General features: G+C 62.6%; 13 protein-coding genes and 1 tRNA gene. 10 read left to right on the top strand and 4 right to left on the bottom strand.

All coding sequences use genetic code 11. The annotated features are described in order from the left end of the window. Positions 1-5: 5 nt before the first annotated feature. Positions 6-1,034 carry a tRNA (adenosine(37)-N6)-threonylcarbamoyltransferase complex transferase subunit TsaD gene (gene tsaD / locus QFZ91_RS37210; protein ID WP_176107230.1) on the bottom strand — a complete coding sequence of 343 codons (1,029 nt, stop codon included), beginning with the start codon at positions 1,032-1,034 and terminating at the stop codon, positions 6-8. A gap of 145 nt (positions 1,035-1,179) precedes the next feature. On the opposite strand from tsaD, the gene QFZ91_RS37205 reads away from it, so the two are divergent. The 8 genes from QFZ91_RS37205 (at position 1,180) to QFZ91_RS37170 (ending at position 10,465) form a co-directional block, all read left to right on the top strand. Next, a complete protein-coding gene (locus tag QFZ91_RS37205) occupies positions 1,180-2,397 on the top strand; it encodes an NAD(P)/FAD-dependent oxidoreductase (protein WP_429570328.1) in 1,218 nt (405 codons plus the stop codon). Positions 2,398-2,465: 68 nt separating this feature from the next. Beyond that, positions 2,466-2,678 carry a 30S ribosomal protein S21 gene (rpsU, locus tag QFZ91_RS37200; RefSeq protein ID WP_008919901.1) on the top strand — a complete coding sequence of 71 codons (213 nt, stop codon included), beginning with the start codon at positions 2,466-2,468 and terminating at the stop codon, positions 2,676-2,678. A 233-nt stretch (positions 2,679-2,911) separates the two neighbouring features. Then, a complete protein-coding gene (locus QFZ91_RS37195; RefSeq protein WP_176107232.1) occupies positions 2,912-3,358 on the top strand; it encodes a GatB/YqeY domain-containing protein in 447 nt (148 codons plus the stop codon). A 119-nt stretch (positions 3,359-3,477) separates the two neighbouring features. After that, complete coding sequence (gene dnaG, locus QFZ91_RS37190; RefSeq protein WP_429570957.1) at positions 3,478-5,352, top strand: DNA primase; 1,875 nt, start codon at positions 3,478-3,480, stop codon at positions 5,350-5,352. Between the two features lie 91 nt (positions 5,353-5,443). Continuing rightward, entirely contained in the window at positions 5,444-7,834 is a 2,391-nt protein-coding gene (gene rpoD / locus QFZ91_RS37185) for an RNA polymerase sigma factor RpoD (protein WP_429570327.1), read from the top strand. Positions 7,835-7,987: 153 nt separating this feature from the next. Then, positions 7,988-8,075: transfer RNA gene (locus QFZ91_RS37180), tRNA-Ile, on the top strand. A 195-nt stretch (positions 8,076-8,270) separates the two neighbouring features. Next, on the top strand, positions 8,271-8,441 hold the full coding sequence (locus QFZ91_RS37175; RefSeq protein WP_429570326.1) for a hypothetical protein: 171 nt from the start codon (positions 8,271-8,273) through the stop codon (positions 8,439-8,441). Positions 8,442-9,322: 881 nt separating this feature from the next. Further along, positions 9,323-10,465 (top strand): porin, encoded by a 1,143-nt coding sequence (locus QFZ91_RS37170; RefSeq protein ID WP_176123242.1) that lies wholly within the window; start codon positions 9,323-9,325, stop codon positions 10,463-10,465. 152 nt (positions 10,466-10,617) lie between these two features. On the opposite strand, the gene QFZ91_RS37165 is transcribed toward QFZ91_RS37170, so the two are convergent. Further along, complete coding sequence (locus QFZ91_RS37165) at positions 10,618-11,748, bottom strand: porin (RefSeq protein WP_429570956.1); 1,131 nt, start codon at positions 11,746-11,748, stop codon at positions 10,618-10,620. Between the two features lie 282 nt (positions 11,749-12,030). On the opposite strand from QFZ91_RS37165, the gene QFZ91_RS37160 reads away from it, so the two are divergent. Next, positions 12,031-12,387 carry a transposase gene (locus tag QFZ91_RS37160; protein ID WP_429570325.1) on the top strand — a complete coding sequence of 119 codons (357 nt, stop codon included), beginning with the start codon at positions 12,031-12,033 and terminating at the stop codon, positions 12,385-12,387. A gap of 18 nt (positions 12,388-12,405) precedes the next feature. Here QFZ91_RS37160 and QFZ91_RS37155 read toward each other — a convergent pair whose 3' ends face one another. Then, positions 12,406-13,146: a Crp/Fnr family transcriptional regulator gene (locus QFZ91_RS37155; protein WP_429570324.1), complete on the bottom strand. Its 741-nt coding sequence runs from the start codon at positions 13,144-13,146 to the stop codon at positions 12,406-12,408. A gap of 182 nt (positions 13,147-13,328) precedes the next feature. On the opposite strand from QFZ91_RS37155, the gene QFZ91_RS37150 reads away from it, so the two are divergent. Beyond that, positions 13,329-14,963, top strand: coding sequence for an acyl-CoA synthetase (locus QFZ91_RS37150; RefSeq protein WP_429570323.1), 1,635 nt, complete (start codon positions 13,329-13,331; stop codon positions 14,961-14,963). 72 nt (positions 14,964-15,035) lie between these two features. Here QFZ91_RS37150 and QFZ91_RS37145 read toward each other — a convergent pair whose 3' ends face one another. Beyond that, positions 15,036-15,674, bottom strand: coding sequence for a LysE family translocator (locus tag QFZ91_RS37145; protein WP_429570322.1), 639 nt, complete (start codon positions 15,672-15,674; stop codon positions 15,036-15,038). Between the last annotated feature and the right edge of the window lie 423 nt (positions 15,675-16,097).

Here is a 16,097-nt window from a genome sequence, read left to right as displayed (position 1 = left end):
GCGGTTCAGTGCGCGAGCGACGTCAGATCCCACCGCGGCTTCACGGTGAACGCGTAGTCGTTGACGGCCTGTTCGGGCCAGCGTTGCAGACGCAGCGCGCCGGCCAGCGCGATCATCGCCCCATTGTCCGTGCACAGCGACAGGTCGGGATAGTGCACGTAAAAATTGCGCTTCTGCGCGGCGGCCGACAGCGCTTCGCGCAACTGCCGGTTCGCGCCGACGCCGCCCGCCACCACCAGCCGGTTCAGCTTCGTGCGCTTGAGCGCCGCGAGCGATTTCGCGGCCAGCACTTCGACGGCGGCATCGACGAAACCGCGCGCGAGATCGGCCTTGGCCTGTTCGCAAATGTTCGCGCCGCCCAGCCGGTTTGCGTGCGTGAGCACGGCGGTCTTCAGGCCGCTGAAGCTGAAATCGAGGTCGCCGGAATGCAGCATCGGGCGCGGCAGCACGACTGCGCCGGGGGTGCCGAACTCGGCCATGCGCGAGACTTCCGGGCCGCCCGGATAGCCGAGGCCCAGCAGCTTGGCGGTTTTGTCGAAGGCTTCGCCCGCGGCGTCGTCGAGCGTTTCGCCGAGCGTCTCGTAGACGCCCACGTCCGTCACGCGCATCAGTTGCGTATGGCCGCCCGACACCAGCAGCGCGACGAACGGAAACGGCGGCGGCTCATCGACGAGCAGCGGCGACAGCAAATGCCCTTCGAGATGGTGAATGCCGACGGTCGGCTTGTTCCACGCCATCGCCAGCGAATTGGCGACGCTCGCGCCGACCAGCAGCGCGCCCGCGAGCCCAGGGCCTTGTGTGTAGGCGATCGCGTCGATGTCACCGCGCGCGACGCTGGCGCGCTCCATCACCTCTTCTAGCAGCGGCAGCGCACGGCGGATGTGGTCGCGCGATGCAAGCTCCGGCACGACGCCGCCGTACTCGCGATGCATCGCAATCTGCGAATGCAGCGCGTGCGCGAGCAGGCCGCGCTCCGTATCGTAGAGCGCGAGACCGGTTTCGTCGCAGGAGCTTTCGATGCCGAGAACGAGCATGATGAATCGCTTGAGACGGGCGCGCGCAATGCGCGTCCGAAAGTAAAAGGTAAGCCTGAAAGTATACCAGCGCGGACCAGCAGCCGCTGGCGGTCGGCAGCGCACGGGCATGGACCTGAGGGCCCGGCAGGTACAATGCGGCCCCATGGAATCCTTCGATATCGCGGTGATCGGCGCGGGCGCGGCCGGCATGATGTGCGCGGCCGTTGCCGGTCAACTCGGGCGACGGGTGGCGCTGATCGACCACTCGCAGCGTCTCGCGGAAAAAATCCGCATTTCCGGCGGCGGCCGCTGCAACTTCACGAATCTGTATGCGGGGCCGGCCAATTATCTGTCGGCGAATCCGCATTTTTGCCGCTCGGCGCTGGCACGCTATACGCCGCGCGACTTCATGGCGCTGCTCAAGCAACATCGCGTGACGTGGCATGAGAAGCACAAGGGCCAGCTGTTTTGCGATCAGTCGAGCGACGCGGTCATCGACGTGCTCAAAAAAGAGTGCGACGCCGGTGGCGTTGCATGGCGCACGCCGCTGTCGGTCGAACAAGTGCGCCAGGATGCCGACGGACGGTTCCTGCTCGGCACGACGGCGGGCACGATCGCCGCCCGTGCGCTCGTGATCGCGACGGGCGGTCTGTCGATCCCGAAGATCGGCGCGACCGATTTCGCATACCGGATCGCCAAGCAGTTCGGCCACAAGCTGATCGACACGCGCCCCGCGCTGGTGCCGCTGACCTTCGCGCCGGCCGACTGGGAGCCGTTTGCGGCGCTGTCGGGCGTGTCGCTCGAAGTCCAGCTATCGACTGGCAACAAGAAGACCGGCGCCGAGTTCACCGAAGATCTGCTGCTCACGCACCGCGGCCTGTCGGGCCCGGGGGTGCTGCAGATATCGAGCTTCTGGCAGCCCGGCGAGCCGATTCACATCAATCTGCTGCCGGAGCGCGACGCCGCGGCCGCGCTCATCGACGCGAAAAACGGCACGAAGCGGCAGATCGCCAATCTGCTATCGGAATGGGTGCCGCAACGGCTCGCGCACGTGTGGCTCGACACTCATCAGGTGGCGGCCGAAGCCCGCGTCGCCGATCTGCCGGACAAGTCGCTGCGCCGCATCGGTGAGGCGCTGTCGCGCTGGACGCTCACGCCGAACGGCACCGAGGGTTATCGCAAGGCCGAAGTGACGCGCGGCGGCGTCGATACGCGGGGTTTGTCATCGACGACGATGATGAGCGCGCGCGTGCCGGGTCTCTACTTCATCGGCGAGGCGGTCGACGTGACCGGCTGGCTCGGCGGCTACAACTTCCAGTGGGCGTGGGCGTCGGGTGTCGCGGCGGGGGAGGCGGCCGCCGAATATGCCCGGGGGGCTTGACGGCGCAATGGCTTTGTGAGAAAGCTCTGGTATACTCCTGAACCTTTACAAAGTTCCGTTATTGAAAAATGACGACCATCCGCGTAAAAGACAATGAGCCGTTCGAAGTCGCCATGCGCCGTTTCAAGCGCACCATGGAGAAAAACGGCTTACTGACGGAACTTCGCGCTCGCGAGTTTTACGAGAAACCCACAGCCGAACGCAAGCGCAAGAAAGCGGCGGCGGTGAAGCGTCATTTCAAGCGTCTGCGTGGCCAGATGCTGCCAAAAAAGCTCTACTGATTCTGGCGTTGCCCCGCTGTACGCGGCGCGGCAGCATCCCAGCCGATGGCGGCACCAAAGTGCCATCACGGCAAACCCGGCCCATCGGGCCAGCCGGCAGGGTCGCATCCACTACGCATATTGCGCCAACCCGCTTGAGGAAGAAGTCCCAAGCGGGTTTTCGTGCTGATGCGGCGGTATCGCCGCCATCGACCGGCCGGTTTTTCAACTTTTCAACGCAATTCAGGTGAGTGATGAGTCTCAAGGACCGGATCAACGACGATATGAAAGCTGCCATGCGGGCGCGCGAGACCGAGCGTCTCGGCACGATCCGCCTGCTGCTCGCCGCGGTCAAGCAGCGTGAAGTCGATGAGCGGGTCACGCTCGACGATGCCGGCATAACCGCCGTGGTCGACAAGATGATCAAGCAGCGCAAGGATTCGATCAGCCAGTTCGAGGCCGCCGGACGCACGGATCTCGCGGACAAGGAAAAGGCCGAGCTGGCGATTCTTTCCGCCTATATGCCTGAGCAGATGTCCGAAGCGGAAATCGTTGCCGAAGTGCAGGCGGCGGTCGCGCAAACCGGTGCTGCCGGCCCGCAGGACATGGGCAAAGTGATGGGCGTGCTGAAGCCGAAGCTGGCCGGCCGCGCCGACATGACCGCCGTCTCCGCGCAGGTCAAAGCCGCGCTCGCGAAGTAACCCTGTCGATTTGTCCGGGTCGCGCGCGCCTCGTAAAGACGGGGCGCGGGGCCCGGTCGCGGTGTCGGGCCCGGACTCCGGGCTTGGATTTTGAAGCTTTCCAGGCAGCGTTAATTACTGTGATCCCACCGTCATTCCTGCAGGACCTGCTCAACCGCGTCGATATCGTCGACGTGGTCGGCCGGTATGTGCAGCTGAAAAAGGGCGGCGCGAACTTCATGGGGCTGTGCCCGTTTCACAACGAGAAGAGCCCCTCGTTTACGGTTAGTCCGACTAAGCAGTTTTATCACTGCTTCGGCTGCGGTGCGCATGGCACGGCCATCGGGTTCCTGATGGAACACGTGGGCGCATCGTTTCCCGAAGCGGTCAACGAGCTCGCGCAATCGGTGGGTCTAACTGTGCCGAACGAGCCTTCGCCCGGATATGGCGGTGGCGGCGGAGCTGGCGGCGGCTACGTGCCGGCGGCGTCGAAGGCCGTCACCACGGCGCTGTCCGATCTCATGCAGACCGCCTGCGACTACTACCGGAAGCAGCTGCGCGGTGCGCCGGGCGCGATCCAATATTTGAAAAAGCGCGGTCTGACCGGCGAAATCGCCGCGCGCTTCGGTCTCGGCTACGCGCCCGAAGGCTGGCAAAACCTCGAGGCGGCGTTCCCGAACTACCGCGACGACGCGCTGGTCGAAGCGGGTCTCGTGATCGTCAGCGAAAAGTCCGACGCGCAGGGTCAGAACCGCCGCTACGACCGCTTCCGCGAGCGGATCATGTTCCCGATCCGCAATGTCAAAGGGCAGGTGATCGGCTTCGGCGGCCGCGTGCTCGACGGCGGCGAGCCAAAGTATTTGAATTCGCCGGAAACGCCGCTATTTAACAAGGGCAGCGAGCTGTACGGGCTGTTCGAGGCGCGTCTGGCGATTCGAGAGCAGCACTACGTGCTGGTCGTCGAAGGTTATATGGACGTGGTCGCGCTGGCCCAATTGGGCTTCCAGAACGCGGTCGCGACGCTCGGCACCGCTTGCACACCGATTCATGTGCAGAAACTGATGCGCCAGACCGATACGGTTATTTTCAGTTTCGACGGCGACGCGGCCGGCCGGCGTGCAGCACGCCGCGCGCTCGATGCGTGCCTGCCGCATGCCGCCGACAACCGGACGATCCGTTTCCTGTTCCTGCCGAGCGAGCACGATCCCGACAGCTACGTGCGCGAGTTCGGCACCGAGGCTTTCGCCGAGCAGGTCGAACGGGCGATGCCGTTGTCGCAGTTCATGCTCAACGAGGTGCTGACCGGCAAGGAGCTCGATCAGCCCGAGGGCAAAGCCCGCGCGCTGTTCGACGCAAAGCCGCTGCTGCAGGCATTGCCGGCGAATGCGCTGCGCGCGCAGATCATGCATATGTTTGCGGACCGGCTCGATGTGCCGTTCAGCGAAGTCGCGGCGCTTTGCGAGGTCGATGCGCGGATCGCGGCCGCCGCGCGCGAGGCGCCGGCCCGCAAGGATCGCCGCAGCGTGACCGGCATCGAGGAAAAGACGCTGCGCAACCTGGTGATGTATCCGCGCACGGTCGCGATGCTCGACGAAGAGGCCGAAGAGGCGCTGCTCACCGTGACCCGGCACGGCGAACTGTTCGCGGAAGTGACGACGCACGCACGCGCCCTCGGCGATTCGGCGGCGTTCCAGTTGTTGTCAGATCTCTTGCGAAATGGTGCGAACGCCCCAACTTTCGAGGAAATCTTTCGCAAAATTCTAGACTATGATGAAAACGTCCGGGATTTGCTGCTGAAAGACCCGCAGGACGCGGCCGTCATCGAGGAACGGCGCGAGCAGGAACGAATCGTCGGCGAGGAGTTGAAAGCCGCGATTTTGAAGATGCGATACGACGCTTATTGCGATCGTCTCGATCAGCTTTCGCGACAGTCACGACATACGCCGGAAGAGTTTGCCGAGTTTTCGGAGCTCAACCGGAAGCGGGCCGATATGAAGCGTCAACTCGGCCTGTAGCGGAGAGGCGAAAACCTCGGGTGCTATAATCAAAAGTTTCTAGCGGTTTGTTTTTTCAAGGGTTTTCCTAGCAAAGGCGAAAGGCGATGCGATGGCAAAGACGACAGGCGGAAATCAGACAACTGGCTCACGCGCTAAAGAGCGCACCGGAAAAGTTACCGAAGCCAGGCTGACTGCATCCGCCAGAAAAACGTCGGCTGTCAGCGTTGCGCCAGCTGCCGGGAAGAAGTCGTCGACCACTGCGGCCGCGCAGGCCGCACCGGTTCGGGCGGCGAAAGCTGTAGCACCGCCGGCTGCCAAGCGGGCGGGTGTCAGAAGCGCAAGGGAAGCGGCTGCCGTTCAGGACGATGCGGCAGCGCGCGTGACTTCAGTATCCACGGTTCATCCGGCTGTTGTCCAACAGCCGGGGGTCGAGACTACAGCCAGTACGGCGAACTCCATGACGAAAAAGCTGAATGAAGTACCCGTCGATGACGATGCAACCCAGACCGAAGAAAGCGCTGCCGCCGCACCGGGCAAGGTGGAAAAGGTCAAGGCTCGCGACCGTCGTGCAAAGGAAAAAGCGCTGCTGAAGGATGCGTTCGCGTCGTCGCAGCCTGGCACGGTGGAGGAACTCGAGGAGCGTCGCTCCAAGCTGCGCGCGCTGATCAAGCTCGGCAAGGAGCGCGGCTTCCTCACGTACGCTGAAATCAACGATCACCTGCCGGACAACTTCACCGAGACCGAGGCGATCGAAGGCATCATCAGCACGTTCAACGACATGGGCGTCGCGGTCTACGAACAGGCCCCGGACGCTGAAACGCTGCTGCTTAACGACAACGCGCCCGCGGCTTCGTCGGACGATGAAGTCGAAGAGGAAGCCGAAGTCGCGCTGTCCACCGTCGACTCCGAATTCGGCCGCACTACCGACCCCGTGCGCATGTACATGCGCGAAATGGGCACGGTCGAGCTGCTTACGCGCGAAGGCGAAATCGAAATTGCGAAGCGCATCGAAGACGGCCTGAAGCACATGGTGATGGCCATCTCCGCGTGCCCGACCACGATCGCCGACATCCTCGCGATGGCCGAGCGCGTCGCCAACGACGAAGTGCGCATCGACGAACTCGTCGACGGTCTGATCGACGCCGACGCGGAAGACGCCGACGGCTTCTCCGCGCAGGAAGCGGAAGCGATCGAGAACGAAGACGAGGAAGCCGAGGAAGAGGACGAAGAGGACGAGGAAGAGGACGATGGCTCGGCGCAAGCCACCGCCAACGCCGCGCAGCTCGAAGCGCTGCGGCGCGCGTCGCTCGAAAAATTCGCGTTGATCAGCGAATGGTTCGACAAGATGCGTCGCGCGTTCGAGAAGGAAGGCTACAAGTCCAAGTCGTACCTGAAGGCGCAGGAAACCATCCAGAACGAGCTGATGACGATCCGCTTCACCGCGCGTACCGTCGAGCGTCTGTGCGACACGCTGCGCGCGCAGGTCGATGAAGTGCGCCAGGTCGAGCGTCAGATCCTGCATACGGTAGTCGACAAGTGCGGCATGCCGCGCGCGGAATTCATCGCGCGTTTCCCGGGCAGCGAGACGGACCTCGAATGGGCCGACAAGATCGTCTCGGAGGGGCATGTATATAGCGCGATCCTCACGCGCAACATTCCAGCGATCCGCGAACAGCAGCAGCGTCTGCTCGATCTGCAGGCACGCGTGGTACTGCCGCTGAAGGACCTGAAGGAAACCAACCGTCAGATGGCGGCCGGCGAACTGAAGGCGCGTCAGGCAAAGCGTGAGATGACCGAGGCGAACCTGCGTCTCGTGATCTCGATCGCGAAGAAGTACACGAACCGCGGTCTGCAGTTCCTCGACCTGATTCAGGAAGGCAACATCGGCCTGATGAAGGCGGTGGACAAGTTCGAATACCGTCGTGGCTACAAGTTCTCCACGTATGCGACGTGGTGGATTCGCCAGGCCATTACGCGTTCGATCGCCGACCAAGCGCGCACGATCCGGATTCCGGTTCACATGATCGAAACGATCAACAAGATGAACCGCATCTCGCGTCAGATCCTGCAGGAAACCGGTCTCGAGCCGGATCCCGCAACGCTGGCCGAGAAGATGGAAATGCCGGAAGACAAGATCCGCAAGATCATGAAGATCGCGAAGGAGCCGATCTCGATGGAAACGCCGATCGGCGACGACGACGATTCTCATCTGGGCGATTTCATCGAAGATACGAACACGGTCGCCCCGGCGGATGCCGCGTTGCACGCGAGCATGCGTGACGTCGTGAAGGACGTGCTCGACTCGCTGACGCCGCGCGAAGCGAAGGTGTTGCGCATGCGTTTCGGTATCGAGATGAGCACCGATCACACGCTTGAAGAAGTCGGTAAACAGTTCGACGTGACGCGTGAGCGGATTCGTCAGATCGAGGCGAAGGCGCTGCGCAAGCTGCGTCATCCGAGCCGTTCGGACAAGCTGAAGTCGTTCCTCGAAGGGAATTGACGGCGGCGGCCGCGGCTGGCCGCACATGATGCGATAGAAGGGGCCGCCCGGTCGTTTCGCGGAAGCGAAGCGGTTGCGCAGGCCCCTTTTTCGTGTAGTATGTCGGCCAATCGACGAAACGGGCCCGGCCTTCACGACCGGGTCTTTTTTCTTGGGCTGGACGCCGTGTTGGTTGCAGGCAGTGGACTCATAATCCACCTCCGAAAGGACATCGTGGGTTCGAACCCCACCCGGCCCACCAAAGTATCGAAAAAGGGTTCCGATTCCGGAACCCTTTTTGTTTTTGGGGCGGCCTTCGTCGGGCGTGGCGTTGCAAGTTCGGTTTCGAGCCAGCGCAATTTCTACAGGCGCCGCAGCGGGCGAACTGCCAGCGATCGCAGGAATAGCCGTTGCGCATCCAGCGTAGGGAGCTGTTCCCATCTGCCTGGAGGCCGTCATGCAAACCGACCCAACCATCGACCCCGCCGCGCCCCCGAATCAGCCGCTGGAGGAATCCGACGGCGAGCCGCGTCCATTGCCCGACACGCCGCCCGACACCGACCCGCTCGCGCCGGGTTCCTCGCCCGAGGACGAGGAGGCGCTCGAGCGCGCTCCCCGCAAGACATAAGCGGTGCTCGCGCGTAATCAGGGAAAGTCCGTGTAAATGCGGGTGCCGCCCGGCCGTTAATTGAATGAGGAAGGCTTGTTGATGCACGCCGTCCGCTTTCAGCACGGGTCTTGTCACACGGCGGCCGGCGCCGCAATTCACCTCCGGGCAATGCCCGTGCTGAAGGCTTCTTCGTTTAGTCGCGAGCGCATCTTATAGAGACGTGACAAAGCGTGAAATAGAAGACCGTCGCAATGGCGGTTTCTGAAAAGTGAATGCTGATTCGACGAGGCAGGCTGGATCCGAGGTGCTGCCGGGGAGTGGCAGCAACTGCTTAAGCTGGCCAATAAAGATCGAGTGAATAAGCGGTCTTGTCGATTCGACAAGTTAATCAGCCCGCCCGAAACGATTAATTGCCAGCACGCGAGGAAGACTGCATTAACTCCATTAAGTTCCGGCCATCGAAAAATAAATTTCAAACAACGCGGAAAACCATCATTCGAACCCTTCGATTCCAAGAAATATCAACGTCTTTTCGTCAGTTTGCTCCGACCCGATTACGTCACGCGTATTAAAACACTGTTGCAAACGCACAACTTCGAATATTGGAGCGTTGCAAATTCGTTTTGGCTGGGGCTGGCGATCCGGCACTTAGATCTTGCGATAACCGGTGGAAAAACAATAAGTTATCGCCACTGGCCCCAACATTGTTGCGAAATTCGAAAAATCCTGTTGCGTGAATTGTCGGCGTCGATACCAGGGTGTCCCCCTACACTCACGCTTCGCTTCAAGGGTGCCCGGTCGATCCGAACGGGTCGGCCAAGCGGGCGGCGGCGGATGCGATGCATCGGCTGCTGAGGCAGGTCCTGCTCCCCGTATAAATTTTTCGAATTGGAGTTCCCATGAAAAAGAGTCTCATCGTCGTTGCGGCTGCCGCATCGTTCGCTTCGGTCGCTCACGCACAAAGCAGCGTGACCCTGTACGGTCTGATCGACGCAGGTCTGACCTACACCAGCAACGTTGCTGGCAGCTCCAAGTGGGCAGCAAACAGCGGCGGCATCGACCAGAGCCGCTTCGGCCTGCGTGGCTCGGAGGATCTGGGCGGCGGTCTGAAGGCAATCTTCACGTTGGAAAGCGGCTTCAACATCAACAACGGCCAGTTCGCCAACAACAAGGGCATGTTCAACCGTCAGGCCTTCGTCGGTCTGTCGAGCGCGCAATTCGGTACGGTCACGCTGGGTCGCCAGTACGACGCAGCGCAGGACTACCTCGCACCGCTGACCGCAACGGGCAGCTGGGGCGGCACGTACTTCGCGCACCCGTTCAACAACGACAACCTGAACACCAACGGTGGTCTGTCGGTCAACAACTCGATCAAGTACTCGAGCGCTAACTACGCTGGCTTCACGTTCGGCGGCACGTACGGCTTCTCGAACCAGGCTGGTGGCTTCGCCAACAACCGTCAGTACAGCTTGGGCGCTGCTTACCAGTGGCAAGGCCTGCACCTCGGTGCTGCCTACGCTCAGCAAAACAACCCGGCTGCTAACACCAGCGGCGCATCGGACGGCGTTCTGGCGAACACGTCGGGCGTCCTGACGGGCAACTTCCGTCAGCGTCAGTTCGGCGCAGGCGCTTCGTACGGCTTCGGCCCGGCGCTGGTCGGCGTGGCCTGGACGCAATCGCGCGTCGACAACCTGGTTGGCGCAGCAGCTGGTCAGCGTCAAGGCCACACCAACAACTACGAAATCAACGGCAAGTACAACCTGACCCCGGCGATGGCTCTCGGCGTTGCGTACACGTTCACCGACGCACGCGGCTACGGCATCAACGCCGACGGTAACGACATGAAGACCCGTTACCACCAGATCGGCCTGCAGGCTGACTACTCGCTGTCGCGTCGCACCGACGTCTACGCTCAGGCTGTGTACCAGCACGCAATGGGCGACGGCGGCGTGGCTTCGATCTACAGCGGCGACAACACGGTTCCGACCTCGTCGTCGAAGAACCAGACGGCTGCTACGGTCGGTCTGCGTCACCGCTTCTAAGCTTCAGCAGAAGCTGCCTGTAGTACAGAAAGGTGCCGTTCGCGGCACCTTTTTTTATGCGCGCGGCAGACCGGTAAGCCGGTTTCCGTATGCGAGAGCCAAAAAAACGGGCGTCCTTGGGGACGCCCGTTTTGCGATGACGACCCGGAGCCTTAGAAAATCGTCCGCAGACCGAGCGCAACGCCGGTCTGGTTGTTGCGGCCCGGCAGTTCGACCGAGGCCGCGCCTGACACCTTGTCGAAATCGACGGTGCCGTACACCTCGGTGCGTTTCGACAGCGCGTACTCGGCCAGTCCGACGAACGTGTAGCGATAGCCGCTACCGACCTGACCATTGCCGATCGCCGCGTTCGACATGTGGTCGTAGTACGCGGCGCCCGTCAGCGTCAGCGCGCGCGTGGCCTGCCACGTGAGGCCGGCGAACGGTCCGTTGTCGATGCGGCCCGAGCCCTTGACGATATCGACGCCCGGCACGAGCGTCTGCTGCGCGAGCGCGCTGTCGACGAAGCCGGTGTCGTCCTTCGATTGCAGATAGCCGACGTACAGCTTCGTCGAGCTGAACGCATAAACCGCGTTCGCGTTGAAGATGGTCTGCTTGTGATTGCTGTTGTCGCTGTTCTGCTGCACGCCGGCCGCGACCGACAGCGGACCCGTCAGGTACGACAGCGTGAAGCCGTACATGTTGCCGGCGCCGAGATGGCCCGGCACCTGGCCCGAGAAGCCGCCCGCGCCGGTCGATGCCGAGTTCGTGCCGAACGAGTACATCGCGGCCACCGTCAGGCCGTTGAACGTGCCCGTGTACTTGACCGCGTTATCCGCGTACAGCCCCGCGCCGAGCGCGCCAGGCAGCCACGAGTTCTCGTTGTAGTTGCCGACCGTGAGCGGGTCGTAGGTATCGCCGAGCAGGTCGAACAGCGGCGTCTTCTGGCGACCGAGCGTCAGCGTGCCGTACTGACTGCTGACGCCGACGTATGCGTTTCGATTGAAAATGCGCTGGCTATCCGAGGCCGAGCCGTTCTGCAGGTTGATACCGCTTTCCAGGTCGAAGATCGCCTTGAGACCGCCGCCGAGATCTTCCGAACCGCGCAGACCCCAGCGGCTGTTGGTGATCGCGCCGTTGGTCACGTACAGACGGTCGTCGTTTTTGGCGTTCGAATTCGTCAGATAGCGCACGCTGACGTCGGCGACGCCGTACAGCGTGATCGAGCTTTGTGCCGAAGCCTGTTCGGACGTCACGACAAGCGCGGCGCCGCCGACGAGCGCGGCGGTCTTGATAAAGCGGATGTGTCTCAAGGGATTTCCTGCGTGTGGAGAGAGATCTTTTAGTTCGGCCGCGGCGCGCGCCGGGGGGCGGCGGCGCCGGGCGCGCCGATGATAGACCACGATCCGCGTCGAGCCTTCAGCGCGTTGACGCAATAGCCTATTGCCATTTTTGACATTGCGCCGTTCCGGATCACAAAAGTTGACTTTCTCCCAGGCAAGCTTCGAGTAGTCTCGAACGAGTTGACGTAACGACACTACTTTTGGAGCGACGCCGGCACGCGCTTGGCGCGTGCGCTTTCACGCATGAATAGTCCATCTTCCGAATCCATCGGGACCACGCCGGTCGTTCAGGAGTTGACCGACGAGCAATGGCAGCAGGTCGCGCCGCTATTGCCCGAAACCCTAAATGACGACGTCCCGCGGCGTGGTCGTCCGCCGATCGATATTCGCCACGTGCTCAATAGCGTGATGTGGGTGCTGCACACGCGTGCACCGTGGAGCACTATGCCCGGACACTACGTGCCGTACCAGACCGCGCATCGCTACTATCTGCGCTGGAAAAAATCGGGCGTACTGAGCGCGATCATGCTCGCGCTGTTCAAGACCGACGCCGCTCTCCAAATGCGCGCGACACGCAAGGGCGGCGTGCGCGCCGGATAGCGTGCGCCTGCCGCGCCGCTAGATCTGCTCTCGTCCGTACGCCTCTAGCCGCTCGAGATCGAGCACCTCGATCTGGTTATATGACAGACCCAAAATCCGCAGCTTCTCGAGGTTCTGCAGCGCCTGATTGATGCGCTGCCGCGACACCCCCGCGAGCAAACCGACCTCTTCCTGCGAAATCGCCAGTGTGTGGCCCGTGTCCGGATACAGATCCGGGTTGAACAGCTGCGCGAGCGATTGCGCGACGCGTGCGTCCACATCGAGCAGCCGGCTGTTCTGGATCGATGCGATGAATTCTCCCATCCGGTTGTTCAACTGCCGGATCACGAAACCCGTGAACGGCAGGCTCGATTCGAGCAGCGCATGGAAGGTCGCGGACGGCACGAACATCACGAGCGACGGCTGGATCGCGGCGACGTCGTACTTGCGCAACTCGCGCTTGATCACGCTGCCTTCGCCGAACCAGCCGCCCGGCGGCACCCCCGACAGCGTGCAACTGCGGCCCGACGCGTTGTAGATAGCGAGCTTGATGAGCCCCGAATGCACGCCGATCCAATAGTCGGACGGTTGCTGGCGACGCGCGATCCACGCGCCGCCTTCAAAGTGCTCGGCGTGCGCGCTGGCGAGCACCATCGCCTGATGCTCGGCGGCGAGCGCGCGAAACCAGGCGCAGGTGGCGAACAGCCGCGCGAGGTCGGCAGGCGCGACGCGTTGGGGCGGGCGGGAGTCGGCGCGGTCGGGGAAAGGAGCGACGGTCATTGGAGATACGCGTCCTGGGAGCGGTTCCGGCTGAGCCAGGTCAAGGCGGGGCGCTAGCGGCGCCACTCTGTCATTTGAATGACAGACAGTTCATGACGACAATTGCTAGGCTAGGCCCTGGTTATTCATAGAAGACGATCACAACAATCGGCGGCGCGGCTCGCGCCTCAGGAGACGAAGCAATGACACAGCACATGTTCGACGAAGGCCTCGGGCGGCGCGAGGCCAATTATGTCCCGTTGACGCCGATCGATTTCCTCGTGCGCGCAGCGCAAGTGTATGGCGAGCGGCTCGCGATCGTCCACGGGGAGATACGCCGTAACTGGCGCGAGACCTACGAGCGCGCGCGGCGGCTCGCGAGCGCGCTGCGCGAGGCCGGCATCGGCCGCGGCGATACGGTCGCCGCGCTGCTGCCGAACATTCCACCGATGGTCGAGGCGCACTTCGGCGTGCCGATGGCCGGCGCCGTGCTGAACACGCTGAACACGCGGCTCGACGTCGCGACGCTGCTGTTCATGCTGCGCCACGGGGAGGCGAAGGCGTTGATCGTCGATACCGAATACGGCGAGTTCGCGCATCGCGCTGCGCTCGAATTCCCGGAACTGCGCGTGATCAGTGTGGCCGATGCGCAGGCCGCCGACGCCGCGCAGTTCATCCGCGCGACCGACTACGAGCAGTTCCTGCAAACCGGCGACCCGTCCTACGAGTGGACTCCGCCCACCGACGAATGGGACGCGATCGCGCTGAACTACACGTCGGGCACGACCGGTGACCCGAAGGGCGTGGTCTACCATCACCGTGGCGCGTATCTGAACGCGCTGAGCAACATTCTCGAATGGGATATGCCGAAGCACGCGGTATATCTGTGGACGCTGCCGATGTTCCACTGCAACGGCTGGTGCTTTCCGTGGACCGTGGCCGCGCGCGCGGGCGTCAACGTCTGTCTGCGCAAGTTCGACGCGAAGACCGTGTTCGAGCTGATTCGCCGCGAGCACATCACGCACTACTGCGGAGCGCCGATCGTACAGAGTTCGCTCGCGAACGCGCCGGCCGAATGGCGCGAGGGCATCACGCATCGCGTGTCGACGATGGTCGCGGGCGCCGCGCCGCCGCCCGCGGTGATCGCGAAGATGAAGCAGATCGGTTTCGACCTGACGCACGTGTACGGGCTCACAGAAACCTACGGCCCGGCGGCCGTCTGCGCGAAGCAGCAGGAGTGGGACGCGCTCGACGAGCAAATCAGCGCCGACCTGACCGCCCGCCAGGGCGTGCGGTATCACCTGCAGGCGGCGGTCGCGGTGCTCGATGCGGACACGCTCGCGCCGGTGCCGGACGACGGCGAAACGATCGGCGAGATCATGTTTCGCGGCAACATCTGCATGAAGGGCTATCTGAAGAACGAGCGCGCGACCGAAGCCGCTTTCGATGGCGGCTGGTTCCATACCGGCGATCTCGGCGTGCGCACGGCCGACGGCTATATCCGCATCCGCGACCGCAGCAAGGACATCATCATTTCGGGCGGCGAGAACATTTCGAGCATCGAAGTCGAGGACACGCTGTACCGGCATCCGGCGGTGTCGGTGGCGGCGGTGGTCGCGATGGCCGATCCGAAGTGGGGCGAGGTGCCGTGCGCGTTCATCGAGTTGAAGGAAGGCGCGCAGGCGACCGAGGAGGAAATCATCGCGCACTGCCGGCTGTTTTTGGCCGGCTTCAAGTTGCCGAAGGCGGTGCGCTTTGGCGAGTTGCCGAAGACCTCGACGGGGAAGATCCAGAAGTTCGAGTTGCGCGCGCGGATCAAGGCGGAGGGAAAAGCGTAACGCGCCGCGATTAACGCTGTTTCAGGGCGGCGCGCAGCGAGTCACGCCGGCGCGCGCCGCTTCATGTTGGCGTCAAATCCCGACCTTGTGCGCATTCAGAATCAGCCGCAGACCTAGCGCGGTCACGGCGCCCGCGGCGATGCGATCGATCCACGCCTTCCAGTGCAGATAGATTTCGCGCGGCCGTTGGCTCGAAAAGCACATTGCGACGATCGTGTACCAGCCCGCTTCGATCGCGAAGATCGCCGGCGGCAGCGCGAAATAGCACCACACCGGCGGATGCTGCGGCAGTAGCGCGGCAAAGATACTGCCGTAATAGACGGCCGTCTTTGGATTGCTGAGCTGCGTGCTCAAGCCGATCCAGAACGACTTGCGCGGATTGACGCCATTGCCGGGTTGCGTTTCGCTGAACGCGAGCGGCTTCGCGGCGCCGCGCCAGATTTTCGACGCCAGATAAACCAGGTAGACGCCGCCGGCCACTTTCAGCCCGACGTAGAGCCATTCGACCGTCGCGAGCAGCGTATAGAGCCCAAGCAGCGCGATGCCGCTAAAAAACACACCGCCGATGCCCATGCCGAGCGCCGTGGCGAGACCGTCGCCGCGCGACAGACCGATCGCGTTGCGCGCGACGATGACGAAGCTGGGTCCCGGACTCATCGCGCCCAATAGCAGCGCGGCGAGGATCGTGAGGATGGCGGTCGAGGCGGGCATGGTCGTGTCTCCTGAGGTCGGGCCGATGCCAGATGCTCTGGCGAATCCCGGGTTTCGCATTGTCCGCCAATCGGGTGGTGGAAGCCACGATTACCGAAAACCCGGAAGTCCCGCAATTAGTACAATTAGAAAAACTTCTTTGCTGCGGCCAAAATACATCGAATGCTAGAATCACTTTCGATACGCTGAAGTTCCCTCGCCACGACGAGGCGACGCACGAAGCGAAACACGGGCGCAATTCGAGCGCCTTCTATTCTTCGAGTAGCCGATTCGCTTGATCCCAGCGCTTTAATTCAGAATCTGACAGGCATCAGTTGCAAATGCGGGTTTTTACGCATTTGCAGGGATCGCGTGAATTCGTCGAATCGCTTTCGTTCAAATTGAATTAAGCACGAGCCTCGCGTTGTGATGCGAGTTGCGAGT

This window comes from Paraburkholderia sp. JPY419 (assembly GCF_050435705.1).
Taxonomy (GTDB): domain Bacteria; phylum Pseudomonadota; class Gammaproteobacteria; order Burkholderiales; family Burkholderiaceae; genus Paraburkholderia; species Paraburkholderia youngii.
This window is presented reverse-complemented; position numbering and strand designations above follow the sequence as displayed.